Source organism: Mycolicibacterium grossiae, assembly GCF_008329645.1.
In the GTDB taxonomy this organism is placed as follows: Bacteria; Actinomycetota; Actinomycetes; order Mycobacteriales; family Mycobacteriaceae; genus Mycobacterium; species Mycobacterium grossiae.
The window spans coordinates 1,030,635-1,056,301 of record NZ_CP043474.1 but is presented as its reverse complement, the minus strand read 5'-3'; the positions used below and the strand labels follow the sequence as shown (position 1 = coordinate 1,056,301).

Below are 25,667 nucleotides of genomic sequence, written 5' to 3'. Positions count from 1 at the left end.
CGAATGGCCGACGACGGAAGGAACCCGGACCGTGACGATCTGTGCGACCTGCGGCAACGACTACGACAAGGCGTTCACCGTCACCTGGCCCGACGGCCGGTCGGAGAACTTCGACAGCGTCGAGTGCGCGGCGGTGCAGCTCGCCCCGGAGTGCGCGCACTGCGGCTGCCGCATCCTGGGCCACGGCATCGAGACCGAGGACGCCATCTTCTGCTGCGCCCACTGCGCCCGCAAGGACAGCAACGCCGACGTCAACGACCGCTATCCCGTCCCGGCGGGCGGCTGACGCCGCGCCTACCGTGCGGAGCGGTCGCCGTAACGCCTGCGGAACTTCTCCACCTGTCCGGCGGTGTCGAGCATGCGCTTCTGCCCCGTCCAGAACGGATGCGAATCCGACGTCACCTCCACCACGACGAGCGGGTAGGTGCGGACGCCGTTGGGTGTCTCCCAGTCGATGGTGCGGTCGCTGGTGACGGTCGACCGGGTGAGGAACGCCGTGCCGGTGTTGGCGTCGGCGAAGACCACCGGGTGGTAGTCGGGGTGCACGTCTGGCTTCATGGCCGTTCTCCTTCGTCTGCGGTGATGGTCGATTCGGGCCGGCTCGGCTCGTGGCCACAGGGGTCTTCGTGCCAGTCCCCGAACGGGTCCTCGTAACGCGTGGTGCCGTCCGCCGTCTCGCGCGTCAGCTCGGCGTCGGTGAGCAGCGCCCCGGTCAGGGCAGCGTCGATCTCGGCCGGATCGGCGCCCACGAGCAGCGCCACCAACGCGCTGTGCCGGTCGCCCCAGCGTCGGTGCCACATCAGGTCGGCGATCGCACGTCGCTCCGGATCGACGTAGGCCGCTTCGTGAGAGTCCATGGCCGCCAGCCACTTTCCCGCCGAACTCACCCGCAGCCCGCCGCCCGCGGACTCCAGCCACATCGCCTGCTCGTCGCGGCCGGCCAGCCACAGCCGACCGCGGGTACGGACGACGCCGTCGAGCAGCAGGTCGATCGCATCGTGCAACCGCTGCGGGTGGAAGGGCCGGCGGGCGTTGAACTCCAGCAGCGACACCCGACCGGCGGACCGCAGGGGCGGTTCGCCGGCCAGCAGCGGCCCGTGCGGGTCGTCGCTGCGGCCGCGTCGTGCTCCGACGTCGAGGTGCGCGAGCGACTGCTCGAGGCGGTCGACGCCAACGGTGAGCCGCGCGCGTGGCGAGAGTCGGCGCAGCACCTCGAGGGTTTCGGCGTGCGGTGCCGTGAGCACCAGCGCGTCGGCGAATTCGGCCTGCCCGACGACGACCTGCGCAACCGTCCGGCCGTCGGGTAGTTCGTCGTCGGACAGTGCCCGAGGGAGCCAGGTGGCGGCGTCGACGCATACCACCACGCCCGCGATCTCGACGTCGCGCGCCGCGGGCCCATCGGGGTAGCCCGGTCCCACGCGCACGCGCACGTGCTGCACGGCCCAGCAGATCGGCTCGGGTTCCAGCCAAGGGCCGAGTCGAACGACGATGCGGGTGACGTCGTCGCGGCGGTGCAGCGTGCGCAACAGGACCAGCAGGTCGTCGCGGACGGTGCAGGACAGGCAGCCGTGCGCCAGTTCGAGGATCGACTCCCGGGCGACCGGTGCGTCGTCGACGCTCGTGGTGAGGGTACGGCGCACGACGTGGCCGTCGAAGCGGTGTTCGACCACCAGGGTCCCCGGCTCGCGGAGCAGACGCGCCGCGGCGGCGTCGGTGTCACCGTGGCCGGCGACGAGGATCAGCGGTGTCCGCACGGAACTCCTATCGGTAACGGTTTTCATGTAGACGCGGCTTACGCTACCCTCGCGGACGGGAGTTGTCGAAAATCGTTTTCAACAACGTGATCACTTCGAGGAGGTGGAACCCATGTCTGGCACATGTCAGATCACCGGTCGCACAGTGGGATTCGGGAAGCGCGTGTCGCACTCGCACCGTCGCAGCACGCGCACCTGGCGGCCCAACGTTCAGGTCAAGACGTATTACCTGCCGTCCGAGGGGCGTCGCGTTTGGTTGCGTGTGAGCGCGAAGGGCATCAAGGTGATCGACCGGGATGGCATCGAGGCCGTGGTGGCGCGCCTGCGCCGGGACGGGCAGCGCATCTGATGGCCAGCACCGAGATCCGCCCGATCGTCAAGCTGAAGTCAACGGCGGGAACGGGTTACACCTACGTCACCCGCAAGAACCGGCGCAACGACCCCGACCGTCTGGTGTTGCGCAAGTACGACCCCGTCCTGCGTCGGCACGTCGACTTCCGCGAGGAGCGCTGAATGGCCAAGAAGTCGAAGATCGTCGCCAACGAGCGGCGCCGTGCCGTCGTGGCCCGCTACGCCGAACGGCGGGCCGAGCTGAAGGCCGTCATCGCGTCGCCGGACAGCAGCGCCGAGGTCCGCGCCGACGCCGTCCGGGCGCTGGCCCGCCAGCCACGCGACGCCAGCCCGGTGCGGCTGCGCAACCGGGATGCCGTGGACGGCAGACCGCGTGGGCATCTGCGCAAGTTCGGCCTGTCGCGGGTCCGCGTGCGCGAGTTGGCGCACGACGGCCACCTGCCGGGCATCCGGAAGGCGAGCTGGTGATGGCGGCGCGCCCCGCGCGGTCACGTCCCGTCCGCGACGGCCGGTCGGCCCGGCCCAACATGCTGGCGGCACTGGGCCTGACCGTCGTCGACTACAAGGACACGTCGACGCTGCGGCTGTTCCTCTCCGAGCGCGGAAAGATCCGCTCCCGCAGCGTCACCGGGCTCACCGTGCAGCAGCAGCGGCAGGTGGCGGGCGCGATCAAGAACGCGCGGGAGATGGCATTGCTGCCCTATCCGGCGGGCCGACCCCGGTGACCGACCGGCCGTTCACGCTCATCGTCTGCTCCGGCTGTACGCCTGCAGGTGAGGACCCGGTGCTGGACCGGCTGCGCGGCACCGTGCGCCGTTGCCCACACGGCATGCTCGTCGTCGCCCCGTGCATGATCGGCCCGCTCACCTGCGCCGCGCGCCACCATGCGCCCGGCGCGCTGGTCCTGCTACAACCGTGCACGGCCGACCGCACGCCTCGCGGCCGGGCCCGCGTGGTGGGCCCGCTCTCCGACCGCCGCGACGCCCGGGAATTCTGCGCCTGGGTGGAGCACGGCCGGTGGGATCTGGCCGCGCTGTCGCCGCGGTTGCGCCTCGACGACGTCCGCCGCGCCGCCAGCCTCAACTGACGTTCGCGGCCGGTCAGAGCGGGATGAAGCGTTCGCTGTTGAGCGTCGCCCACAGCCGCCGCGCGGCGGCCACCGGCCGGCGCCAGGTGGCACGCTCGTGGCCGCCGACGAGCACGCGCGCGACGTAGTCGACGTCGGTGACGACGTACCCGTCCTCGGCGCGGCGCCACAGCGCGGCGAGGCACAGTTCGATGGCGGCCATCGTCGCCACCCGCGGCGGAGCGACGGCGTCGAGATCGGCGTCGGAGACGAACGACGGCCGCTGCGACCGGGTGCTGCGCGCGACGGCCCGCACGTGCACCTCGAGCGCGAGCGTCGTCACCTCCGACCGCCGTGGGTCGCGTCGCAGGGCCCTCGCTTCGCGGCTGACGTCGATGTCACGCATGCCCTGAGCATAGGCGTCATCAGCGTGTAACAGCCAGTAACACGGTGTTAACACTCCCGAGGGGTGAGGATCTCGACTCGGCGGTCCGTCAGGCACGGCCGGATCCGGTCGACGACGAACTCGGCGTAGTGCGGCGACGTCAGGTGCGCGTCCAGGGCGGCGCGGTCGGCGTAGCGCTCGATGAGAATCAGGGTGGCCGGGTCCTCGGCGGACACGAGCACCTCGTAGCCGCGGCACCCCGGCTCGGCCCGAGCGCGCGGTGCGAGGTCGGCGATCCACCCGAGCACCGCGTCGAGAGCATCCGGCCGGACGTCCCACCGGGCCACCACGACGACCGGTGCCGTCATCGGCCGTCACCCCGGGCGTCGGCGAGGGCGTCGGCGATGGCGTGACCGACGAGCGTGCCCGACTGCGGGTTCTGCCCGGTGATCAGGCGACCGTCGACGACGAGGTTCGGCTGCCAGGGGGTGGTGGCCTCGTACAGTGCGCCCTCGCGGCGCAGCGCCTCCTCGAGGTCGAACGGGACGTCCTGATCGGCGTAGCCGTCCTCCTCGGCCCAGGAGAACGACGTCAGCCGGCGCCCCCGGACGAGGGGAGCGCCGTCGTCCAGCGTGACGCCGAGGAACGCCGACGGCCCATGGCAGACGGCGCTGACGATCATGCCGGCATTCCACGCACGCCCGACGACGGCCTGGACTTCGGGGTTGCCGGTGATGTCGACCATGGGGCCCAGGCCGCCGGGGAAGAACACCGCGTCGTAGTCGAGGACGTCGACGTCGGCCAGAGGGCGGCTCCGTGCGAGTCGCCGGTGCGCCTTGCCGTCGAGGAAGGCGCGTTGTATCGGATCGTCGAGGTCGAGTCCGTCCTCGTGCGGCGTGCCGCCGAAGGGTGACGCGAACTCCACGGCGATGCCGGCGCGGTCGAGTACGTCCAACGGGTGCGCGATCTCGGGAACGAAGTATCCGGTAGGGCGGTCGTGCGGGCCGATCACCGCGGCATTGGTGACGACGAACAGGACGTAGGGGACGGTCACGGGAGAACTCCTTCGATCGATCAGTCGAACACCACGACGGCACGCCCCACGACGTCGCCGCGGCCCAGCGCCTCTAGGGCGTCGTTGACGTCCTCGAACGCCACCGGCACCACCTGATGCCGAATCTGGCCTTGACTCGCGAGGGTCAGTACCTCCTGCAGGTCGTCGAGATTGCCCCAGAACGAGCCGAAGTAGGACTTCTCGCCGCTGACGAAGGGAAACGACGGCAGTTCGAGGCGGTCGCCCATGAGGCCGACCTGGCAGAGGGCGCCGCCGGTGTCCAGGATCGCCGCGGCCAGGCCCAGCGACTCCTCGGATCCGGCGCAGTCGAGCACCGCGTCCACGGCCGGACGTCCCGTCATGTCCTCGAGCGCACCTCGGACCTGCTCCACGGTCGCATCGCGCACGTTGAGCGTGTGGTGGGCACCGTGTTCGGTCGCGACCGCCAGTTTGGCGTCACTGCGCGCAAACCCGATCACCGTGGCGCCGGCGCCGAGCAGTCGGGCGTACTGCACCGCATAGCCACCGAGGCCGCCGATCCCGTTGACGACCACGGTCCGACCGGCGCCGAGCAGCCCGGCGTCACGCAGCTTCTTCATGCCGCGGTAGGGAGTGATGCCCGCGTCGGTGAGCGGTGCCAGGTAACGCGGATCCGAATCCGGCTGCCCCGCCACGGAGAGCACGTGCCGGTACGGGGCCACCATGTACTCGGCAAAGCCACCGTTGGGACCGAAGCCGACGAGACGCCCGTTGCTGCACAGCTGCTGGTTGCCCCGACGGCACTGGCGGCACGTCCCGTCACCCCAGTTCGGGTTGACTACGACGGGGTCGCCCTCGGAGATGCCCGCTGCCGCAGGCACATCGGAACCGACGGCGGCGATGGTGCCGGCCACCTCGTGGCCGGGGATAAAGGGTAGGTCGACGGGCAGGCCCGACCGGAAGTAGCCGTCGACGAGTTGGTAGTCGCTGCGGCACATGCCCGTCGCGGACACCTTCAGCAGCACCTCGTCTCGGCCCGGGTCGGGAACGGGCACCTCGTCGAAGCGCAACGGTTGGTCGTAACCGTGCATGCGCGCGGCGCGCATCTGCATGATCAACTCCTCGAGAAGTCGTTATGGTGAGCTCGACCAGTCACGGGCGGGGGTGTCGGCACCATGGTGTTCGAGATGACGGGTGTTGCGATGACGGGTGTTGCGATGACGGGTGTTGGGATGCCGGTGGTGCGGTGGCCGACGCCGCTCGCGTGGTGCTCACAGCCAAACCGATCGGCGCGGTCGCCGGTATCGCATTCCTGCTCGATCGATGCCCATCTCGACTCGGTCGGACCCGGCACGGCTGGCGCCCGCCCGCCCCGTCGCGAGCGGGGTCTGCTCCGGTGAGCCTCACCGAGCCGGCTCAGCGTCGATCGGCAGCCGACGATCTCGTCGGTGAATTGCGTGCGCTCGCACGCCAAGTCGGCCCCAACCCCGGCGGCTGGCCGGGCCTGACGATCTACCGCTACACCAGCCCCGTGCGTCCGCAGTGGCAGGAGATCCGCGGTCTGTCGATTGGCATCGTCGGGCAGGGCAGCAAGGCCGTGGTCGAGCGCGGCCGCCGGCACGTCTACGACGCCCTGCACTATCTCGCGATCGGTGGGCACGTGCGTTTCCAGAGCGAGATCCTCGAGGCCTCGGCGGAACGGCCGTGTATGTGCCTCGTCCTCGAGGTGGATCCGTCGACGGTGCGCAGCATCGCCGAGCAGATGCCGGCCGGCCGCCGCCCGGTCGCCGGCGCCGTCAACGCCGAGACGACGTGCGTCGTCTCGGCGGTCGACGAGGAGGTGCTGGCCTCCGTGCTGCGCTTCCTCCGGGCGCTGTCGACCCCGTCGGACCGAAGGGTCCTCGCGCCGTTGCACTTCCGCGAACTCGTCTACCGCGTCCTGCAACGCGACCAGTTCGCCCGAATGGTCGACTTCGCCGCGCGGCAGACCGCCGGCAACCCGGTGGGCGCCGCACTCTGGTACATCGACACGCACCTCGCCGAACCGCTGACCGTGGCGACCCTGGCCGCTCAGGTCGGCCTGAGTTCGTCGGCCTTCAGCCGCGCGTTCCGCGACGCCACCGGGCTGCCGCCGTATCAGTACGTCCGGGACGCGCGCCTGAACCGTGCCCGCGAACTGCTCGTCGAGGGCGCGCTCGGCGTGGCCGACGTGGCGCACCGCGTGGGGTATTCGAGTGCGTCGCACTTCATCGATGGCTTCCGGACCCGCTTCGGCGTCACGCCGGGGGAGTACGCGGGCTCGTCGCAGCGCCATGGCCCGGACCGCGGTGAGCCGAGTCAGTCGACGGGCAGGCCGGACCTCCCGTAACGTTCCCGCCGACAACCGACGGGACTCCGCGCGAGCCCGCCCGCGCCGGCCACCGCCGGGTAGCCTTCGGCCCATGACCGGCCGCACCTTCACCTTCGAGGTCAACCGCACCAGCACCGCGCCGCCCGCGACGCTGTTCCGGCTGGAGACCGACGCCCCGGGCTGGGCGACGTGGGCCAAGCCGGTGGTGTTCCAGTCGTCGTGGCACGCCACCGGACACCCCGAGGAGGCCGGCATCGGCGCGGTGCGCAAGGTCGGCATGTGGCCGCTGCTGATGCTCGAGCAGACCGTCGCCTACGAGCAGGACCGGCGGCACGTCTACGAGTTGATCTCGCCGCGCACGCCCGCCGTCGGCTACCACGGCGAGGCGACCTTCACCCCCAACGCGGCGGGCGGCACGGACCTGCGCTGGCGCGGGTGGTTCACCGAGGGCGTGCCCGGCACCGGCCCGGTCATGCGGGCTGCGCTGCGCGGCGCCATCGTCGCACTCTCCGCGCGGCTGGTCCGGGCCGCCGAGCGGGAGACCGCTCACCCCGCAAGCGGCTGAGGCGATGAACGCCCCCGCGCGGGTGGCGGCGTGGCTGGGCCGCGTCGGGCTGACGGTGGCGGTGCTGGGCCTCGCCGCCGCTGTCGCGGGGTCGCTGCTGCCCCGCGTGCCCGTCGTGGGCGTCGCCGTCGGCTTCGTGGCGCCGGTGCTGTCGGTGGTCGTGCTGGCCGCCGCGTCGGCGGGACTCGTTGCGCTCGTCATGTGGTGGCTGCACCGGCAGCGGCTGTTCCTCGCGCTGACCGTGATCGCCGCGCTCACCGTGGCGGGCGGGTCCTTCATCGTCGCCCGTCAGGTCGGCGCGGCGAGCGCCGCCGGTGTCGACGTCGACCTCGTCGAGACGCTGCGCGTGTTCGACGCCGCCGCGGTGGCGGCCGTGACGCCCGACGACACCGCGGTCTACACCGAGTTCGACGACGAGCCCCTGGCCCTGGACGTCTACCGGCCGCGCCGGGGCGGTCCGGCGCCGGTGCTGGTCTTCATCCACGGCGGCGGCTGGGTGGCCGGTGACCGCAGCGCGCACCGCACCGACCTGCGCTGGTTCGCCGACCAGGGCTGGCTGGTGGTGTCGGTGGACTACGCGCTGTCGTCGGCCGACCGGCACCTCTGGGACGTCGTGCCCGGCCAGATCGGTTGCGCGCTGACGTGGGTCGCCGCGAACGCCGGACGGTACGGCGGCGACGCGTCGCGGCTGTCGCTGACGGGCGACTCGGCGGGCGGCAACCTGGCCATCAACGTCGCCTATGCGACGGCGGGCGGCACGCTGCGCCCGTCGTGCGGGGGCGCTCCGCCGCGGGTCGGGGCGGTCTCGGTGCTCTACCCCGCGGTGGACCCGGCGCGGGTCTACGCCAACACCGATCCCGTCTTCGGGCAGTCCGGGCGCGACCTGGCGACCGCCTACATCGGCGGGCCGCCGGACCAGTACCCCGAGCGGTATGCCGCCGTGGCGTCGGCCACGCACCTCGGCCCGTCCGCGCCACCGACGCTGCTGGTGCTCGGTGCCGTCGACCACCTGGTACCCATCGACGGCGCCCTCGCCTTCGTCGACCGGGCGCGCGACGCCGGTGTCGGCGTCGAGGCGGTGACGATCCCGTACGCGGACCACGTCTTCGACGGCCGGGAGGGCACCATCGGGCAGCAGACCTACCGCCAACTGACGGCGGCGTGGCTGCGCTCCCACGGCCAGGGCTAGGGTCACCCTGTCATGACACGTGTCAAGAACAGCTGGATCGCGCGCCTGCTCACCTTCGAGCGGCGCGGCGACGTGTTCGTCGCCCCCAACCCGCGCAGCGGTCCGGGCGAACGGCTGTTCGGCGGCCTGATCGCCGCACAGTCGCTGGCGGCGGCCGGCACCACCGCGGACCCGGACAAGCTGCCGCAGTCGCTGCACCTCTACTTCGTCCGCGGCGGGTCCTACGGCGTCGAGGTCGAACTGCACGTCGAACGCACCCGCGACGGTCGGTCGTTCGACACCCGCCGCGTGACGGCCGTGCAGCACGGCAAGGTGATCCTCGAGATGATCGCGTCGTTCCACCGGCGCGAGGAGTCCGCCGAGTGGCAGCCGCCGGTCCTGCCCGCGGTGACGTTCGAGGAGGCGATGCCCAAGTCGCCGAACCTCGGGTTCGCGGAGCGCTTCGACATCCGCGTGACGCCGGGCGACGACTCGGTGTTCGCGGTGCCGCCGTTCTGGATCCGGACGCGGGAGCCCATCGAGGACGATCCGCTGATCCGTGCGTGCATGCTGACGTTCATGTCCGACTTCGGTCCCGTACCGGTGGCGCGACCGCCGGGCATGCCGATGGGACCGGACGCGGGATACGCGGCCAGCCTCGACCACGCGGTGTGGTTTCACCGGCCCTTCGACCCACACCAGTGGCACCGCTACGAGGTGCGCCCGCTCGCGCACGGTGACGCCCGCGGGCTGGTGGCCGGCTCGCTCTACACCACCGCCGACGTGCTGGTCGCCAGCACGCAGCAGGAAGCGTTGTGGCGCTGCTGAACCAGCCCCCGCGCCGGCCCGGCGGGCGCGGCCGGTCGAGCGTCCGCGCGCGTTCTGGAAGAGTGGAGACGTGACGCATCAGTACCCGCCTGCCCCGCAGGGTGCCCCGCCGAGCTGCTACCGCCACCCGGGCCGGGCGACGTACGTGCAGTGCACGCGCTGTGGGCGCTACATCTGCGGCGACTGCATGCGGACGGCGCCCGTCGGACACCAGTGCGTCGAGTGCGTCGGCGAGGCTGCGCGTGCCGTGCGGCAACCGACCACCGCCTTCGGCGGCCGCCGCTACGACGGCAAGCCGCTGGTCACCTACGCGCTCATCGCGGTCAACGTCGCGATGTTCGCCCTGCAGTCGGCGTCATCGGCGCTGGAGTCCCGGCTGGTGCTGTGGAGCCCCGCCGTCGCCTACTACGACGAGTACTACCGCCTGGTCACGTCGGCATTCCTGCATTACGGAATCGTCCACCTGCTCTTCAACATGTGGGCGCTGTGGGTGATCGGCCCGCAACTCGAGGAGTGGCTCGGCCGGCTGCGCTTCACGTCGCTCTACCTGCTGAGTGCCATCGGCGGCTCGGTGCTAGTCTACCTGCTGTCGCCCATGAACGCGGCCACCGCCGGCGCGTCGGGCGCCATCTTCGGACTGTTCGGCGCGACGTTCGCCCTCGCCCGCCGACTGAACGTCGACGTCAAGTGGGTCGTCGGGCTGATCGTCCTCAACCTCGTCATCACGTTCGTCGGCCCCGCGGTGGGCACCGGCGCCATCAGCTGGCAGGGCCACGTCGGCGGGCTGATCACCGGAGCCGTCGTCGGCGGCGCCTACGCCTACGCTCCGCGCGACCGGCGCAACCTCGTCCAGGGCGCCACCACGGTGGTCGTCCTCGTGGCGTTCCTGGTACTCATCTGGCTGCGCACGGACGGGTTGCTGGCCGGCATCGGCTGACTCAGGGCGTGGGCGGCGCGCCGCAGCGGTCCTTCAGGTCCACCAGCGGCTGCCGGATGCCGGCCATCTCCGCCTGCTCCTGCGGATGCTGCGCCAGGTAGCCCTGCGTCTTCTTCGCCACGTCCTCCCGTGCGAGCCCGGACAGCCCGGACACGTACGCGTTCAGGTCGGGGTGGGTGAACAGGTAGGCCGACGTCGACGCCGACACGCCCGCCCGGACGCCCTCGAGGTCGGCCGCGCTGCAGTTCGGCGGATCCGCGGCGGGATCCTCGTTCGCGAACGCCGGCGCGATGCCGCCGAACAGCGCCGCGCCGAGCAGCCCTCCGGCGAGGACGGCGCCGCCGGTCAACCGGCGGGCAGTGAAATGTGACATGAGCAGTCTCCTTTGCTGTCGATCCGAGTGTGCCGACGCCAGACCCGGGTCACCCGCCGTCCAAGGAGGTTCACAGGGACCTCACCGACCGCGCACAGCGCCCCCTGTCGCGCGCCGGCGCACACGATCCGGCCTCGCGTCGGTCACGACCGGGTCACGCCGCGCGTGGGCACGTCGGTACCACCTGGCCGCGCCGTTAGGTTCTCTGCCGTGATCGCACTCAGGCGGCTGCTGGCCCTGCTCTTCGCCTCGACGCTGGCCGTGTCCGGCACGGTGGCCCTCGGGCTCGTCGCCGCGCCCACGGCCGGGGCCTACTCGCGCGCGGGCCTGCCCATCGAGCAGCTCGACGTGCCGTCGCCCGCCATGGGCCGCAACATCCGGGTGGAGTTCCAGGGCGGCGGACCGCACGCGGTGTACCTGCTCGACGGGTTGCGGGCGCAGGACGACGCCAGCGGCTGGGACATCAACACCGCGGCGTTCGAGTGGTACTACCAGTCGGGCCTGTCCCTGGTGATGCCGGTCGGCGGCCAGTCCAGCTTCTACACCGACTGGTACCGGCCCGCCGTCGGCAGCGCGGGCACCGTCACCTACAAGTGGGAGACGTTCCTGACCCAGGAGCTGCCGGCGTGGCTGGCGGCCAACCGGGGCATCGCCCCCACCGGCAACGCGGTGGTCGGGCTGTCGATGGCCGGTGGCGCGGCGCTCACGCTGGCCGTGTGGCATCCCGCCCAGTTCATCTTCGCGGCGTCGCTGTCCGGCTTCCTCAACCCGTCACAAGGGTTGTGGCCCACCATGATCGGCTTCGCCATGAAGGACGCCGGCGGCTTCAACGCCACCGACATGTGGGGCACGACGAGCGATCCCGCCTGGCGCCGCAACGACCCCATGGTCAACGTCAACACGCTGGTCGCCAACAACACCGCGGTGTGGGTCTACTGCGGCAACGGCAAGTCCTCGGACCTCGACGCCCCCGGCGGCGACTTCGGCACGATGTACAGCGCGCAGTTCCTGGAGAACATCACCATCAACACCAACAAGGAGTTCCAGCAGCGCTACCAGGCCGCAGGCGGTCGCAACGCCGTGTTCAACTTCCCGGCCAACGGCACGCACAGCTGGGGCTACTGGGGCGCCCAGCTGCAGGCCATGAAGCCGGACCTGCAGCGGGTGCTGGGCGTGGGGGCGCCGCCGCCGATCCCGGCACCCGCCCCCGCCCCGGCGCCGGTCGCGCCACCGGCCGCGCCCGTCGGGTAGAACGCCTCCCGAGGTGGGTACAGGGATGGGCATGGCGAAGGTAGACGTGTCGGTGTCCTCGCAGCTCTCGCCGGAGGAAGCGTGGGCCATGGCGTCGAATCTGGGCAGGTTCGACGAGTGGCTGACCATCTTCGGCGGCTGGCGCAGCCCGGTCCCCGACGTCATCGAGAAGGGCACGGCCGTGTCGTCGTGCATCAAGGTGAAGGGCTTCCGCAACACGATCCACTGGATCGTCACCGAGTACGACGAGCCCCGCCACATCGCGATGGAGGGCACCGGCTTCGGCGGCGTCCGCATCGCGCTGGACATGACCGTCACCCCGGAGTCCTCCGGTACGAAGTTCCACGTGCTCGCCGAGTTCGGCGGCGGCCTGTTGAGCGGGCCGGTCGGCGCGCTGACGGCGCGCGTGCTGCGCTCCGACGTCCAGCGGTCGGTGAAGAACCTCGCGGCGCTGACGGCGAAGACCTGAATCAGGGCATGCCTAGACCCGGCAGCTGATCTCCATGGCGTCCGACTCCCGAGCCGGGAAGTCGACGCTGACGTAGCCGTTGCCGGGGGCGCGCACGTAGTCCAGATAGGGCCGCAGCTCGGGCATGCCGGTGTTGTCCGCGACGACGAGTGCTCCCGGCGCCAGCCTCGGCTCCAGCAGCCGGAGCACGGGCAGGTACAGCTCCTTCCAGCCATCGAGCAGCACCACGCCGACGGGTCCCTCGACGTCGGCCAGGGTCTGGGTGGCATCGCCTTCGAGCACCGTGACGAGGTCGTCTAGACCGGCGTCGGCGAAGGTGCGGGTCGCCGCAGCGACCTTGGCCGAGCTGAGTTCGGTGGTCACGACGCGGCCGAAGCCGTTGTCGCGCACCGCCGCCGCCAGGTGCAGGCCCGACAGGCCCAGCGACGTGCCGAACTCCACCACCGTCGTCGGGCGTATCGCGCGCACCAACGCGTACAACAACCTGCCCGCCTCCGGGGTGACGGGCATGTACACGTCGCTCAGGGCGTCGGCCCGCTCCTGCGGGGTGGCCGTCGCGAGGTCCATGCCCTCGAAGCGGGCCCGCAGCGTCGACGTCTGCTCGCGCGACTCGTCGTACATGCGCTGCAGCGCGGCGGCCACCCGGGGATCGCTCAGTGTGCTCACCCGAGCGACGCTACGCGCCCCGACCGAGCCGCGGCGGCGTCCGTGCGCCGGTAAGCGCTGTGCTCAGCGGCGTTCCGGACCCGGGTGGCGCGCACTGTGCCTACCCTGTTGCGGCACAGCACCTCCTACCGACGGAGCCGTTGGGTTGTCCGACACCGCCACCTCCTCGACCACACCGCGATCCGACGTCCGCAGGGCCGTCGTCGGCGCCTCGATCGGCAACGCCGTGGAATGGTTCGACTTCGCGATCTACGGCTTCCTCGCCACCTACATCGCCGCGAAGTTCTTCCCCGCCGGCAACGACACCGCCGCGCTGCTCAACACGTTCGCGATCTTCGCCGCCGCCTTCTTCACCCGGCCGCTCGGCGGATTCGTCTTCGGCCCGCTCGGCGACCGCATCGGGCGGCAACGCGTGCTGGCCGTGGTGATCCTGCTGATGTCGGCCGCCACGTTGGCGATCGGTCTGCTGCCCACCTACGCGGCGATCGGCGTGGCCGCCCCGCTGCTGCTGCTCTTCTTCCGCTGTCTGCAAGGCTTCTCGGCGGGCGGTGAATACGGCGGCGGCGCAGTCTATCTCGCCGAGTACGCGACCGACGCGCGACGCGGATTCACCGTCACGTTCATGGCGTGGTCGGGCGTCGTCGGCTTCCTGCTCGGCTCGATCACGGTCACCGTGCTGCAGGCCGCGCTGCCCGCCGCCGCGATGGACTCCTACGGTTGGCGCATCCCGTTCCTGCTGGCCGCGCCGCTCGGCCTGGTCGGGCTCTACATCCGGCTGCGTCTCGAGGACACCCCCGAATTCACCCGGCTCAGCCACGACGACGACGTGTCCCACCGACCGCTGCGCGAGGCCGTCACCACCTCCTGGACGCTCATCCTGCAGGTGATCGGGCTGTTCCTGATCTTCAACGTCGGCTACTACGTGGTGTTCACGTTCCTGCCGACCTACCTCATCCGCACCTTGGACTACTCGAAGACCGCGTCGTTCCTGTCGATCACGCTCGCCAGCCTGGTGGCGCTCGTGCTCATCCTGCCGCTGGCCGCACTCTCCGACCGGGTCGGGCGGCGACCGCTGCTCATCGCCGGGTCCGCGCTGTTCCTGGTCGCGGCCTACCCGTTGTTCCTGCTGCTCAACGCCGGCTCGCTCGCAGCGGCCATCACCGCGCACTGCCTCCTGGCCGCCATCGAGGCCGTCTACGTGTCGACCGCCGTCACCGCGGGCGTCGAACTCTTCCGCACCCGGGTGCGCTACAGCGGCTTCTCCGTCGGCTACAACGTCGCGGTCGCCGGGTTCGGCGGCACCACGCCCTACGTCGTGACGTGGCTGACCAGTGAGACCGGCGCACTGGCCCCGGCGTACTACCTGATGTCCGCCGCCGCGCTCTCACTGCTCACCGTCCTGACCCTGCGCGAGACCGCGGGCACCCGCCTGCGGTCCTGACGTGCCACGATGACCAGGTGGGAGTGAAGGCTCGGCCGACGAAAGCCGACGTCGCGCGCCTCGCCAACGTCTCCACCGCCACCGTCACCTACGTCCTCAACGACGTGTCCGGACAGACGATCTCGGCGCAGACCCGCGCCGCCGTGCGGGCGGCCGCCGAACAGCTGGGCTACCGACCGAACCTCGCCGCCCGCAACCTCGCGCGCGGCGGCAGCGGCGTCGTGCTCTACGTCGTCCCGCGGATCGCGCTGGGCGAGCTGCTGCTCGAGGTCGGCAGCAGGCTGACCACGGCGCTGGCCCGGCACGGCGTCGTGCTGTCCCTGCAGTTCGAGACCGATGACGGGCGCAACGTCGTCGACGCCGTCGCCGACCTCAACCCCATCGCGGTGACCAGCGTCTTCCCCCTCGGCGGGCCGGCGCTGGCGGCCGTGACCGCGGCCGGGGTGCCGCAGATCCACCTCGGCAGCGCCCGGCTGCACGCCATGGGCGCCCTGCACACCTTGATCGGCGCGATGCGGGTCGACCACCTCGTCGCGCGCGGACACCGGCAGCTGGCCTTCGCCTACTCCGACGTCGCGACGCTGCGCCCGCTGGGCGACTACTGGCTCGCCGGGCTGACCGAAGCGGCCGCCGCGCACGACCTGCCACCGCTCGCGACGGCCGCAGTGGCGACCGACGGCACCGACGCCGCCGACGTGGTGCGCAGGTGGACCGACGCCGGGGTGACCGCGGTGTGCGCCCAGTCCGACGAGGTGGCCCTGGTGGTCCTGCACGGCATCCGCACCGCGGGGCTGCGCTGCCCGGAGGACCTGGCGGTCATGGGCGTCGACGCGACCGCGCTCGGCGCGGTGTCCGCACCGCCGCTGACCTCGGTCGCGTTCGACGCCGCGACCATCGTCGACGTGTCCGTCGCGGCGATGATGACCGAACTCGGCTACCCGTCGGTGCACGAGCCGAACGGCGCGGACGTCGCCCGCCTCATCGTGCGCGCCAGCACCTGACCCCGCGTCGCAGCCTTGTCCGGCCCGCGCGCGACCTGTAACTTACGCGAGTAAGTGACCTGGGCGGCCCCCAGATGACAGCCCCGGAAGGCGGACGACGTGACTGATTCGGCAACCCTCGGTGCCCCCGGACGGACCTCCGACGAGGTCTACTTCGACCCCTACGACGTCGCGATCAACGCCGACCCGTACCCGACGTTCGCCCGGCTGCGCGAGGAGGCGCCGCTCTACTACAACGAGCAGTTCGACTTCTACGCGCTCAGCCGCTTCGCCGACGTCAACAAGGCGCTCGTCGACCACGAGACGTTCAGCTCGGCCCGCGGCGCGATCATCGAACTGATCAAGGCCAACATCGAGATCCCGTCGGGCGCACTGATCTTCGAAGACCCGCCGATCCACACCATCCACCGCAAGCTGCTGGCCCGGATGTTCACCCCGCGCAAGATCGCCGCGCTGGAACCGAAGATCCGCGAGTTCTGCGCCCAGAGCCTCGACCCGCTGGTGGGGACCGGCACGATCGACTTCGTCACCGACTTCGGCGCAATCATGCCGATGCGGGTGATCAGCGCGCTGCTCGGCATCCCCGAGGACGATCAGGAGAAGATCCGCGACCACGGCAACGCCCAGATGCGCACCGAGGCGGGGCAGCCGATGCAGGCCGCCAAGGACGGGCTCGTCGACGGCTCGATCTTCGAGGCCTACATCGACTGGCGGCGCGACAATCCGTCCGACGACATCATGACCGAGCTGCTCAACGTTCAGTTCGTCGACGAACACGGCGTCACCCGCACGCTCACCCGCGAAGAGCTGCTGATCTACATCAACGTGGTCGCCGGCGCCGGCAACGAGACCACCACGCGGCTCATCGGCTGGGCTGCCAAGGTGCTCGCCGAACACCCCGACCAGCGCCGCCAGCTCGTCGAGAACCCGGCGCTCATCCCGCAGGCCATCGAGGAGCTGCTGCGCTTCGAACCGCCCGCCCCGCACGTCGCGCGCTACGTCACCCGCGACGTCACCTACTACGGGCAGACCGTGCCCGAGGGCAGCGTCATGATGCTGCTCCTCGGCGCCGCCGTGCGCGACGGCAGGCAGTTCCCGCCCGACGGCGAGGTCTTCGACATCCACCGCGAGCAACGTCAGCACCTCGCGTTCAGCGTCGGCACCCACTACTGCCTGGGCTCGGCGCTGGCGCGGCTGGAGGGCCGCATCGCCCTCGAGGAGATCCTCAAGCGCTTCCCGGAGTGGGACGTCGACCTGCCCAACGCCGTCCTGTCGCCCACGTCGACCGTGCGCGGGTGGGATGCCATGCCGGCGTTCATCCGATGACCGCCACGCTCTCGGTCCCGCGGGACTGGAGCGAGATCACCCCCGGCTGGCTCACCGCGGCGCTCGCCGACCGGCACCCTGGGGCGGTCGTCGAGAGCGTCGAGGTCGTCGTCCGCGACGACGGGACCAACCGGCGGGCGCGGCTGGCCGTGGACTACGCCGCCGGGTCCGGTCCGGCGACGGTCTTCGTCAAGGCCGTCGACCCGGAGCACAAGGCGCTGATCAAGCTGACCAGCGGGCTGCTGCACGAACCGCGGCTGTTCACCGCGAACGTCGAGCTGCCGCTGGAGCATCCGCTTGTGTACGCGGCGGTGATCGACGAGGCCGAGGAGGACTTCCTGCTCGTCATGGAGGACCTCGTCGCCCGCGACGCCGACCCGCGTGACGCCACCCGGCCGCTCACCGTGGAACAGGCCGCCGACGGTGTGCGCGGTCTTGCGCGGCTGCACGGCCGCTACTGGGGTCACCGGGTCGACGTCCCGGAACTCGGCTGGCTGGAGCCCTTCGTGCCGTGGGACGGCATGGAGTACGCCCCGCTGCCCGCGGCGCTGGACCGGCTCGGCGACGACGCGCCGGAGTCGGTGCACGCCCTGGGCATCACCGCGCTCGTCGACGACGTCTGGAAGCCCTTCGTCCGCACGCTGACCGTGGGACCGCCCACGCTGCTGCACGGTGACGCGCACATCGGCAACACCTACCTGGTGCCCGACGGGCGCGGCGGCCACACCGTCGGCTTCCTCGACTGGCAGGTGGCCCGGCGCGGCAACTTCTCCCTCGACCTGGGCTACTTCCTGCAGGGCGCGCTCACCACCGCCGACCGCCGGGTGCACGAACTGGCGCTGCTCGAGCAGTACCGCGACGCGCTCGGGCTGCCCGAGGACGAGCGGCCCCCGCTGGAGGAGATCTGGCTGCGCTACCGGGCGTCGGTCGCGCACGGGCTGACGCTGTGGCTGTGCACGGCCAGCGCGGGGGAGCTGTGGCAGCGGCCCGACATCGCGCTCGCGCTGGCGCAGCGCTACGCCGCCGCGTACGAGGATCTGCGCTGCGCGGAGGCCATCGCGGACCTCGCCTGAGCATCCGCTGTGATCGTCGTCGACTCGACGGGTGTCACGCGATGGACGTCACCCTCGTGAACCACGCCACCTTCGCTACCGTGGACGTCGTCGCCACCAACTGCGGGGAGTGTTGAGGACATGGCCATTCGAGTTCTGCCCTACGTCACGCTCGAGGTCGACGAACGGCTGCGCCGCCGGGTGCGCCGCGCGGGTGACCGGCTGCGCGTCACGGTGCGCTCGTATCTGCTCAGCGCCGCCGACGACGTCGACACCGCGACCGACCGGGTCCGCGACCTGTGCGACGCCGCCGTGCACCGCGTCGACACCGTCGTCACGCGCGTCAACGACCGCATCGACCCGGCCGGCACCGCGGCCAGCGACACCGAAGCCGCAGGTCCGGACCCCATGCGGCCCGTTCGGCTCGAAGCCGTCTGACGGCACCCTCTACGGTGGATGGCGACGGCTCGTGTTCGGGCGTCGCTGAACCGACGAAGGGATGCCCGGGACGGTGTTGACCCACGGACTGGTCGTCGTCCTCGCGCTCTGCGCCGCCATCTCGATGGCCATCGGCATCGTCGTCCGGCAGCGCGCCACCATGGACGTCCCGGACGAGCAGGGCGTCAGCGCCGTCATGTTCCGCACGCTGCTGCGCCGCCCGCTGTGGTGGGCGGGCACCGGCGTCGCGGTCCTCGGCTACGTGTTCCAGGCCCTCGCGCTCATCAAGGGATCACTGATCCTGGTGCAGCCGCTGCTGGTGTCGGCCCTGCTGTTCACCCTGCCGCTCAGCGCGCGCCTGGCGCACCGCCGGGTGCGGCGCGGCGAATGGCTGTGGGCGGGTGTGCTCACCGCGTCGCTCGCGGTGTTCGTGCTGCTGGCCCGGCCGGGGCCGCCCGCTCAGACCGCGACCGTGCCGGTGGCCGTGCTCGTCGGCGCACTCTGCGCGCTGTCGATCGTCGTCTGCGTGGTGATCGCGGTGCGCGTCGCCGGCTGGCAGCGGGCGGTCCTGCTCGCGGTCGCGGTCGGCGTGCTCTTCGGCGTCGTCGCCGTGCTCACCAAGGTCGTCATGCACATCCTCGACGACCGGGGGCTGCTCAGCCTGCTCGCCACCCCCGCGCCCTATGCGCTCGTCGTGCTCGGCGTGCTCGCCACGCTGCTGCAGCAGTCGGCATTCCACGCCGGGGCGCTGCAGACGTCGGTGCCGACGATGCTGGTGCTCGAACCGGTGGTCGCGGTGTTCCTGGGTGCCCTGCTGCTCGGCGAGGAACTCGACGCGGGCCGCTACGAGGCCGTCGCGCTGACCGTGGCGATCTTCGCGATGACGGCCGCCACGGTCGCGCTCGGACGCGAGGAGGGCGCCTACGAGGCCGGCCTCGAACTCGAGTCCGCCCGTCGCGGCGCCTGATCCCGTCTACTGCTTGATCGTCTACTGCTTGATCGTCTACTGCTTGATCGACGTGTAGTACACGACGCCGTTCATCGTGACGTCGTCGTCGCCGTCCTGCGGGATGCGCGGGAAGCCGTTGGCGACGAGCAGCTCACCCATCGGGGTGCCGGTCGACGTCCAGCCGCGGCCGGCGAGATAGGCGTCGACGTCGTTGCGCTCGCCGTCGAACGTCAGCTCGGTGAAGTCGAGGTCGAAGCCGTGCTCGCGCCACTTCTGGGTGGCCGTGCGCATCTTCTCCCGCGCCTCGTCCAGGCTGCCCGGCGGCTGGCTCGGCACGGCCTCGCTGCCCAGCCGGCTGCCGGGTGCCGCGAGGTCGGTGACGGTGTCGAGCAGGCGGTCCTGAGCCTCGGGCGGCAGGTAGCCGAACAGGCCCTCGGCGATCCACGCCGACGGCGCCGACGGGTCGAAGCCGGCGGCGGTCAGCGCGGCAGGCCAGTCCTCCCGCAGGTCGATCGCCACGGTCCGCAACTCGGCCTTCGGCGCGGCGCCGAGGTCGCCGAGCGTGCGCGTCTTGAAGGCGATGACGTCGGGCTGGTCGATCTCGTAGACCGTCATGTCGGCGGGCCAGTCGAGGCGGTAGGCGCGCGCGTCGAGCCCGGAGGCCAGGATGACGGCCTGCCGGATGCCGGCCGCGGCGGCGTCGGCGAAGAACTGGTCGAAGTAGCGGGTGCGGGCGGCCATCGCGGCGGGCATGTGCTGCAGTCCCCAGCTGGTGCCCTCGACGTCGACGTCCTCGCCGGTGATCTCCCCGGCAGCCCACCTCGTGAGGAAGTCCACACCGACGGCCCGGACCAGCGGCTCGGCGAACGGGTCGTCGATCAGCGGCTGGTCGGCCTTGGTGGCGATGGCGCGGGCGGCGGCCACCATGGTGGCGGTGGCTCCGACGCTGGTCGCGAGGTCCCAGGTGTCGCCTTCGGTGCGCGGCATGAGGTTGGCTCCTTCTCGGATCGGGTACTTAGCCATCGTAACGACCGGCGCTCAGCGTGCTATTCCTCACAGGAAACGTCCAGGTCAGCGCTTTGGGCATATCTTTAGTTTTGCTAACGTTGTATCGACTGCCGGAGCGATGGGGCTCCGATGACGCCGACGAGAACGAAGGACACGAGATGGCAGACGAGATGTCCACCGACACCCGCGAAGCGCGCTACGAGCGCCGCATCGCCGACCTACACGCCAACGACCCGCAGTTCGCCGCGGCCGCGCCCGACGAGAGCGTCGGCGCCGCCGTCGTCGGCAAGCCGCTGCCCGAGGTCGTCCGCACCGTGCTGGAGGCCTACGCCGACCGGCCCGCGCTGGGGCAGCGCGCCGCGGACTACCGCATCGACGACACCGGACGCACGGTCGCCGCGCTGCAGAATCGCTTCGAGACCATCACCTACGGCGAGCTGGCCGCGCGCGTGAACGCCGTCGCCGTCGCCCTGGCCGACCAGCCGGTCCGCCCCGGGGACCGCGTGGCGATCCTCGGCTTCACGAGCATCGACTACACCGTCGTCGACACCGCGACGACGCAGCTCGCCGCCGTATCGGTCCCGCTGCAGACCAGCGCCGCCATCGCGCAGCTGCAGCCGATCATCGCCGAGACCGAGCCGTCGGTCATCGCGTCGAGCATCGACTACCTCGACGACGCCGTCGCGCTCGTCGAGGCCGGTCCGGCGCCCGCGCGGCTCGTCGTGTTCGACGTGCGCCCGGAGGTCGACGACCACCGCGACGCCCTCGCCGCCGCGACCGCCCGGCTCGCCGACGCCGACGTCGTCGTGGAGACGCTCGCTGACGTGCTGGCCCGCGGCCGCGACGCCGCCGTGCCCACGGGCCGCACCGCCGACGACGACCTCGCGCTGCTGATCTACACCTCCGGCAGCACCGGCGCCCCCAAGGGCGCGATCTACCCGCGCCACAAGGTCGCCGAGATGTGGACCGCCGCCAACCTCAACCACTGGGACGAGACGCAGGGCGCGGTTCCGTCGATCACCCTCAATTTCCTGCCGATGAGCCATGTCATGGGCCGCGGCGTCCTCTACGCCACCCTGGCCGCCGGCGGCACCGCCTACTTCGCCGCCCGCAGCGACCTGTCGACGTTCCTCGAGGACCTCGCGCTCGTCCGGCCCACGCAGATGAACTTCGTCCCGCGCATCTGGGACATGCTGCACCAGGAGTACGAGAGCGAGGTCGCCCGGCGCCAGGCGACGTCCGACGAGGACCGGCAGCGGGTGCTCGCCGACCTCCGGCAGAACCTGCTCGGCGGCCGCTACGTCTCGGCCATCACCGGCTCGGCGCCGATCGCGCCGGAACTCAAGGCGTGGGTCGAGGACCTGCTCGACATGCACCTCATCGAGGGCTACGGCTCCACCGAGGCCGGCGCGGTGTTCGTCGACGGCCAGGTCCGCCGCCCACCGGTGCTCGAGTACAAGCTCATCGACGTGCCCGACCTCGGCTACTTCACCACCGACGTGCCGCACCCGCGCGGTGAGCTGCTGGTGAAGTCCGAGCAGCTGTTCCCCGGCTACTACAAGCGTCCCGAGGTCACCGCCGAGGTGTTCGACGCCGACGGCTTCTACCGAACCGGCGACGTCGTCGCCGAGACCGGTCCCGACCAGCTGCGCTACGTCGACCGCCGCAACAACGTGCTGAAGCTCTCCCAAGGCGAGTTCGTCACCGTCAGCAAGCTCGAAGCGGTCTTCACCGGCAGTGCACTGGTCCGGCAGATCTTCCTCTACGGCAACAGCGCCCGCCCCTACCTGCTGGCCGTCGTCGTGCCGACCGAGGAGGCGCAGGCCCGCTACTCCGGCGACGACCTGAAGAAGGCCGTCAGCGCCTCGCTCAAGGACGCGGCCCGCTCGGCGGACCTGCAGTCCTACGAGATCCCGCGCGACGTCATCATCGAGACCGAGCCCTTCACGGTGGAGAACGGTCTGCTGACCGGCATCCGCAAGCTCGCGTGGCCGCGGCTCAAGGAGCGCTACGGCGCCGCCCTCGAACAGCTGTACCTCGACCTGTCCGAGGGGCAGGCCGACGAGCTGCGGGCGCTGCGGCGCAACGGCGCCGAGGGCCCCGTGCTCGACACGGTCAGCCGTGCTGCGAAGGCGCTGCTGGGGGCGGCGGCCTCCGACGTCTCGGCCGATGCGCACTTCACCGATCTCGGTGGGGATTCGTTGTCCGCGTTGACGTTCGCCAACCTGCTGCACGAGATCTTCTCCGTCGACGTCCCCGTCGGCGTGATCGTCAGCCCGGCCAGCGACCTCGCGGCGATCGCCGCCTATGTCGAGGCCGAGCAGTCGGGGGCCTCCAAGCGTCCGACCTACGCCGCCGTGCACGGCCGCGACGCCACCGAGGTGCTGGCCAGCGACCTGACGCTGGAGAAGTTCATCGACGCCGAGACCCTCGCTGCCGCACGGCAGTTGCCGGCCCCGGGTGGGGACATCCGCACGGTGCTGCTCACCGGCGCCACCGGCTTCCTCGGGCGCTACCTGGCGCTGGAGTGGCTGGAACGCATGGCCCTGGTCGACGGCACCGTCGTCTGCCTAGTGCGCGGCCGCTCCGACGAGGACGCCCGCCGCCGGCTCGACGCCACCTTCGACAGCGGCGACGAGACGCTGCTCGCGCACTACCGCGAGCTGGCCGCCAAGCACCTCGAGGTGATCGCCGCCGACAAGGGCGAGCCGAACCTCGGCCTGGACCAGGCCACCTGGCAGCGGCTGGCCGACACCGTCGACTTCATCGTCGACCCCGCCGCGCTGGTGAACCACGTGCTGCCCTACAGCCAGCTGTTCGGGCCGAACGCGCTGGGCACCGCCGAGCTGATCCGCCTGGCCATCACGTCGAAGATCAAGCCGTTCGCCTACGTCTCGACCATCGGCGTGGCGTGGGGTGTCGCCCCGGGCCAGTTCACCGAGGACGCCGACGTCCGCGAGATGAGCCCGTCGCGCGCCATCAGCGACGCCTATGCCAACGGCTACGGCACCAGCAAGTGGGCCGGCGAGGTCCTGCTGCGCGAGGCGAACGACCTGTGCGGGCTGCCGGTCTCGGTGTTCCGCTGCGACATGATCCTGGCCGACACCACCTACGCCGGTCAGCTCAACCTGCCCGACATGTTCACCCGGATGATGCTGAGCCTGGTGGCCACCGGTGTGGCGCCCGAGTCGTTCTACGAACTCGACGCCGAGGGCAATCGGCAGCGGGCACACTACGACGGCCTGCCGGTCGAGTTCATCGCCGAGGCGATCTCGACGCTGGGCGTCGACGTCGCGGCCGCGGGTAGCGGTGCGTTCGAGACGTACCACGTGATGAACCCGCACGACGACGGCATCGGCATGGACCAGTTCGTCGACTGGCTCATCGAGGCCGGGTTCCCGATCTCGCGGGTGGGCGACTACGCCGCGTGGCTGGACCGGTTCTCCACGACGCTGCGCGGGCTGCCCGAGCGGCAGCGCAACGCGTCGCTGCTGCCGCTGCTGCACAACTACCAGAAGCCCGAGCACCCGATGGCCGGGTCGGTGGCGCCGGTCGAGCGGTTCCGACCCGCGGTGCAGGACGCGAAGATCGGTCCGGACAAGGACATCCCGCACGTCACGAAGCCGGTGATCGTCAAGTACGTCACCGACCTTCAGCTGCTGGGCCTGCTTTAGTCTCCCCGCGATTCGTGCGCGGTTTCGTTCGCTGAGCGAGCGAAACCGCGCACGAATCACGCGTTGCCGAAGCCGATGAGGCTGCGCACCGGCGGCAGGTCGGCGATCGTCGCGAAGCCCGGCGCGGCGGCGCACACCGCGGGCACGGCGTTGAGCACCTGCATGCCGGTGGCGACGTTGGCGGAGTCGACGTGTTCGGCCATCGTCGCGTCGCGGGTGAAGCTCGCCAGCGACACGAAGTGCGCCTGCATCGACGGGTCGCCCTCGATCGTCAGCGTCCAGCCGTGCCGCGGCTTCGGCCAGTGCGCCGGATACTCGTTGCCGACCGTCCACAGCGTCTCGATCTCGACCAGCGGCGCGCCGTCGCGCCGGCCGACCCAGTTCCACCGTTGTCCCGCCGTCGTTCCCGCGCGCAGCAGGTGGTCGAAGATCTCGTGGTCGCGCTCGGCGGCGACGGCCTCGACGTCGGCGGTCACCTCGTCGATGCCGGCGTGCAGCGCATCGGCCAGCAGCCACACCTGCTCGACGAAGATGGCGCTGTTGAAGGCGAGGAAATCGTTGGCCGTCACGCTGATCTCGTCGAGCGGTGCGCCGAAGCGCATGTTGTCGAACGTGATCGCGGTGCTGTCGTACACCGACCAGTCGGCGCGCTCCTGCAGTGTCAGCTTATCGACGGTGCGACTCATCCCGGTGAGCGCCAATGGCAGTGCGCCGGAGAGGTTTCCGGGGTTCAGCCCGCACCCGTGCAGCGTGCTGCCGCCGACCCGGCAGGCCGCGAGCAGCTTCTCCCGGTCGGCGGGTGCGGCGCGTTCGGGGTGGAACAGGAACGCCGTGGTGACGACGTTCTTGCCGCTGGCGAGGATCGCGCAGACCTCGTCGACGTCGGTGAGGCGCGGCGTGTAGACGACGCAGTCGGCGGGAATCGCGAGGATCGCCTCGACGTCGGTGGTCGCCGCGACGCCCACCGGCGCGACGCCCACCAGGGTGCCGGCGTCGACGCCGTCCTTGTCGGACGAGTACACCCGTAGCCCCGCCAGTTCCATGCCGGTGCGCGGGTCGAGGACGGTGCGCAGCACCTCCCGGCCGACCGCTCCCGTGCCCCACCCGATGATGCGCAGCGTCATGGGTCGTACCGTGACACGCCCGCGCGCCGGTTGTCCCCGGAACGCGGCGCACTGCGTGCCGGGAGGGCGGCTACTTCACGTCGACGTAGACCGTCTTGCCGGTGATCGTCGTCTCCAGGCTGTCGCCCGGGGTGCCGGAGTCGGTGCGGCTGTAGGTCTGGCCCGGTCGGACCGCCACGACGGTGGCCTCGTCGAGTGGCGTGCTGCCGACGTGGTTGACGATGACCTCGTAGCCTTGGGACTGCAGCTTGCTGATGGTGTCCTGGGCGCTGCCCGGGCCGCTCGGTGCGGCGAGGGACGGGGCGGCGAATCCGAGTGCGGCCGCGGCGATGCCGCCCGCGACGACGGTGGTGATGCCGAAGGTGATCATGACCGGTGAAACCGGCTCCTCAGCGAATTCTCATCCCCCTGGCAGGAATTGTACGAATCATGGCAGCTTTCGCCATCACGGCGAAACC

The 25,667-nt window shown here is 71.1% G+C and carries 31 protein-coding genes; 20 read left to right on the top strand and 11 right to left on the bottom strand.

Features of this window, described 5'->3' with window-relative positions; all coding sequences use genetic code 11:
* The first annotated feature begins 31 nt into the window (after positions 1-31).
* Positions 32-286, top strand: coding sequence for a metallothionein (locus tag FZ046_RS05195; RefSeq protein ID WP_070352823.1), 255 nt, complete (start codon positions 32-34; stop codon positions 284-286).
* Positions 287-294: 8 nt separating this feature from the next.
* Here the strand turns inward: FZ046_RS05195 and FZ046_RS05190 are convergent, their stop codons facing one another.
* Both FZ046_RS05190 and mrf read right to left on the bottom strand, forming a co-directional pair.
* A complete protein-coding gene (locus FZ046_RS05190; RefSeq protein ID WP_070352822.1) occupies positions 295-558 on the bottom strand; it encodes a type B 50S ribosomal protein L31 in 264 nt (87 codons plus the stop codon).
* Complete coding sequence (gene mrf, locus FZ046_RS05185; RefSeq protein ID WP_070352821.1) at positions 555-1,754, bottom strand: ribosome hibernation factor-recruiting GTPase MRF; 1,200 nt, start codon at positions 1,752-1,754, stop codon at positions 555-557. The genes FZ046_RS05190 and mrf overlap by 4 nt, the downstream gene beginning before the upstream one ends.
* A 112-nt stretch (positions 1,755-1,866) precedes the next feature.
* Between mrf and rpmB the strand changes: the two genes are divergently transcribed.
* Genes rpmB through FZ046_RS05160 form a run of 5 tightly spaced genes read left to right on the top strand, consistent with a single transcriptional unit; the run spans position 1,867 to position 3,192 of the window.
* Positions 1,867-2,103: a 50S ribosomal protein L28 gene (rpmB, locus tag FZ046_RS05180; RefSeq protein ID WP_070352851.1), complete on the top strand. Its 237-nt coding sequence runs from the start codon at positions 1,867-1,869 to the stop codon at positions 2,101-2,103.
* The gene (gene rpmG / locus FZ046_RS05175) at positions 2,103-2,267 is read left to right on the top strand and encodes a 50S ribosomal protein L33 (RefSeq protein WP_070352820.1); all 165 of its coding nucleotides are present in this window, start codon (positions 2,103-2,105) and stop codon (positions 2,265-2,267) included. Before rpmB ends, rpmG begins: the two co-directional genes overlap by 1 nt.
* Entirely contained in the window at positions 2,268-2,573 is a 306-nt protein-coding gene (gene rpsN / locus FZ046_RS05170) for a 30S ribosomal protein S14 (protein WP_070352819.1), read from the top strand.
* Entirely contained in the window at positions 2,573-2,830 is a 258-nt protein-coding gene (gene rpsR, locus FZ046_RS05165; RefSeq protein ID WP_070352849.1) for a 30S ribosomal protein S18, read from the top strand. The genes rpsN and rpsR overlap by 1 nt, the downstream gene beginning before the upstream one ends.
* Positions 2,827-3,192 carry a hypothetical protein gene (locus tag FZ046_RS05160; RefSeq protein WP_083298175.1) on the top strand — a complete coding sequence of 122 codons (366 nt, stop codon included), beginning with the start codon at positions 2,827-2,829 and terminating at the stop codon, positions 3,190-3,192. Before rpsR ends, FZ046_RS05160 begins: the two co-directional genes overlap by 4 nt.
* Positions 3,193-3,205: 13 nt before the next feature.
* On the opposite strand, the gene FZ046_RS05155 is transcribed toward FZ046_RS05160, so the two are convergent.
* From FZ046_RS05155 to FZ046_RS05140, 4 genes are read right to left on the bottom strand one after another with little or no spacing between them, the layout of a single operon-like run.
* Positions 3,206-3,577 (bottom strand): hypothetical protein, encoded by a 372-nt coding sequence (locus FZ046_RS05155; RefSeq protein ID WP_070352818.1) that lies wholly within the window; start codon positions 3,575-3,577, stop codon positions 3,206-3,208.
* 47 nt (positions 3,578-3,624) lie between these two features.
* A complete protein-coding gene (locus tag FZ046_RS05150; protein WP_070352817.1) occupies positions 3,625-3,924 on the bottom strand; it encodes a putative quinol monooxygenase in 300 nt (99 codons plus the stop codon).
* Positions 3,921-4,610 carry a type 1 glutamine amidotransferase domain-containing protein gene (locus FZ046_RS05145; RefSeq protein ID WP_070352816.1) on the bottom strand — a complete coding sequence of 230 codons (690 nt, stop codon included), beginning with the start codon at positions 4,608-4,610 and terminating at the stop codon, positions 3,921-3,923. Before FZ046_RS05145 ends, FZ046_RS05150 begins: the two co-directional genes overlap by 4 nt.
* Positions 4,611-4,630: 20 nt before the next feature.
* Entirely contained in the window at positions 4,631-5,701 is a 1,071-nt protein-coding gene (locus FZ046_RS05140; protein WP_083298180.1) for an NAD(P)-dependent alcohol dehydrogenase, read from the bottom strand.
* A gap of 284 nt (positions 5,702-5,985) precedes the next feature.
* Here FZ046_RS05140 and FZ046_RS05135 point away from each other — a divergent pair, with 284 nt between their 5' ends.
* The 5 genes from FZ046_RS05135 to FZ046_RS05115 all read left to right on the top strand — a co-directional run bounded on the left by FZ046_RS05135 (position 5,986) and on the right by FZ046_RS05115 (position 10,437).
* Positions 5,986-6,957 (top strand): AraC family transcriptional regulator, encoded by a 972-nt coding sequence (locus FZ046_RS05135; protein WP_070352815.1) that lies wholly within the window; start codon positions 5,986-5,988, stop codon positions 6,955-6,957.
* Positions 6,958-7,030: 73 nt separating this feature from the next.
* On the top strand, positions 7,031-7,504 hold the full coding sequence (locus FZ046_RS05130; protein ID WP_070352814.1) for an SRPBCC family protein: 474 nt from the start codon (positions 7,031-7,033) through the stop codon (positions 7,502-7,504).
* 4 nt (positions 7,505-7,508) lie between these two features.
* Complete coding sequence (locus FZ046_RS05125) at positions 7,509-8,693, top strand: alpha/beta hydrolase (protein WP_070352813.1); 1,185 nt, start codon at positions 7,509-7,511, stop codon at positions 8,691-8,693.
* 12 nt (positions 8,694-8,705) lie between these two features.
* Positions 8,706-9,500 (top strand): acyl-CoA thioesterase, encoded by a 795-nt coding sequence (locus tag FZ046_RS05120; protein WP_070352812.1) that lies wholly within the window; start codon positions 8,706-8,708, stop codon positions 9,498-9,500.
* Positions 9,501-9,570: 70 nt separating this feature from the next.
* Positions 9,571-10,437, top strand: coding sequence for a rhomboid family intramembrane serine protease (locus FZ046_RS05115; protein ID WP_070352811.1), 867 nt, complete (start codon positions 9,571-9,573; stop codon positions 10,435-10,437).
* Position 10,438: 1 nt separating this feature from the next.
* On the opposite strand, the gene FZ046_RS05110 is transcribed toward FZ046_RS05115, so the two are convergent.
* A complete protein-coding gene (locus FZ046_RS05110; protein WP_070352810.1) occupies positions 10,439-10,816 on the bottom strand; it encodes a heme-binding protein in 378 nt (125 codons plus the stop codon).
* A gap of 231 nt (positions 10,817-11,047) precedes the next feature.
* On the opposite strand from FZ046_RS05110, the gene FZ046_RS05105 reads away from it, so the two are divergent.
* Together FZ046_RS05105 and FZ046_RS05100 are read left to right on the top strand one after the other, a co-directional pair.
* Positions 11,048-12,061, top strand: coding sequence for an esterase family protein (locus tag FZ046_RS05105; RefSeq protein WP_246183010.1), 1,014 nt, complete (start codon positions 11,048-11,050; stop codon positions 12,059-12,061).
* A 31-nt stretch (positions 12,062-12,092) separates the two neighbouring features.
* On the top strand, positions 12,093-12,530 hold the full coding sequence (locus FZ046_RS05100) for a type II toxin-antitoxin system Rv0910 family toxin (RefSeq protein ID WP_070352847.1): 438 nt from the start codon (positions 12,093-12,095) through the stop codon (positions 12,528-12,530).
* Positions 12,531-12,542: 12 nt separating this feature from the next.
* On the opposite strand, the gene FZ046_RS05095 is transcribed toward FZ046_RS05100, so the two are convergent.
* Positions 12,543-13,151, bottom strand: a complete 609-nt coding sequence (locus FZ046_RS05095; RefSeq protein ID WP_070352846.1) for an O-methyltransferase — start codon at positions 13,149-13,151, stop codon at positions 12,543-12,545.
* 190 nt (positions 13,152-13,341) lie between these two features.
* Between FZ046_RS05095 and FZ046_RS05090 the strand changes: the two genes are divergently transcribed.
* The 6 genes from FZ046_RS05090 (at position 13,342) to FZ046_RS05065 (ending at position 19,421) form a co-directional block, all read left to right on the top strand.
* Entirely contained in the window at positions 13,342-14,637 is a 1,296-nt protein-coding gene (locus tag FZ046_RS05090; RefSeq protein WP_070352808.1) for an MFS transporter, read from the top strand.
* Between the two features lie 17 nt (positions 14,638-14,654).
* Entirely contained in the window at positions 14,655-15,638 is a 984-nt protein-coding gene (locus tag FZ046_RS05085; RefSeq protein WP_070352807.1) for a LacI family DNA-binding transcriptional regulator, read from the top strand.
* Between the two features lie 99 nt (positions 15,639-15,737).
* Positions 15,738-16,964: a cytochrome P450 gene (locus FZ046_RS05080; protein WP_070352806.1), complete on the top strand. Its 1,227-nt coding sequence runs from the start codon at positions 15,738-15,740 to the stop codon at positions 16,962-16,964.
* Complete coding sequence (locus FZ046_RS05075; RefSeq protein ID WP_070352805.1) at positions 16,961-18,037, top strand: phosphotransferase; 1,077 nt, start codon at positions 16,961-16,963, stop codon at positions 18,035-18,037. The genes FZ046_RS05080 and FZ046_RS05075 overlap by 4 nt, the downstream gene beginning before the upstream one ends.
* Before the next feature lie 120 nt (positions 18,038-18,157).
* Positions 18,158-18,454 (top strand): hypothetical protein, encoded by a 297-nt coding sequence (locus tag FZ046_RS05070; protein ID WP_070352804.1) that lies wholly within the window; start codon positions 18,158-18,160, stop codon positions 18,452-18,454.
* A 73-nt stretch (positions 18,455-18,527) separates the two neighbouring features.
* Positions 18,528-19,421: a DMT family transporter gene (locus tag FZ046_RS05065; RefSeq protein WP_211372265.1), complete on the top strand. Its 894-nt coding sequence runs from the start codon at positions 18,528-18,530 to the stop codon at positions 19,419-19,421.
* A 36-nt stretch (positions 19,422-19,457) separates the two neighbouring features.
* On the opposite strand, the gene FZ046_RS05060 is transcribed toward FZ046_RS05065, so the two are convergent.
* Positions 19,458-20,390, bottom strand: a complete 933-nt coding sequence (locus tag FZ046_RS05060; protein ID WP_070352803.1) for an SAM-dependent methyltransferase — start codon at positions 20,388-20,390, stop codon at positions 19,458-19,460.
* Between the two features lie 191 nt (positions 20,391-20,581).
* Here FZ046_RS05060 and car point away from each other — a divergent pair, with 191 nt between their 5' ends.
* Positions 20,582-24,085 carry a carboxylic acid reductase gene (gene car / locus FZ046_RS05055; RefSeq protein WP_070352844.1) on the top strand — a complete coding sequence of 1,168 codons (3,504 nt, stop codon included), beginning with the start codon at positions 20,582-20,584 and terminating at the stop codon, positions 24,083-24,085.
* A gap of 56 nt (positions 24,086-24,141) precedes the next feature.
* On the opposite strand, the gene FZ046_RS05050 is transcribed toward car, so the two are convergent.
* Together FZ046_RS05050 and FZ046_RS05045 are read right to left on the bottom strand one after the other, a co-directional pair.
* On the bottom strand, positions 24,142-25,209 hold the full coding sequence (locus FZ046_RS05050) for an NAD(P)H-dependent amine dehydrogenase family protein (RefSeq protein ID WP_070352802.1): 1,068 nt from the start codon (positions 25,207-25,209) through the stop codon (positions 24,142-24,144).
* 70 nt (positions 25,210-25,279) lie between these two features.
* Positions 25,280-25,579: a hypothetical protein gene (locus tag FZ046_RS05045; RefSeq protein WP_070352801.1), complete on the bottom strand. Its 300-nt coding sequence runs from the start codon at positions 25,577-25,579 to the stop codon at positions 25,280-25,282.
* Between the last annotated feature and the right edge of the window lie 88 nt (positions 25,580-25,667).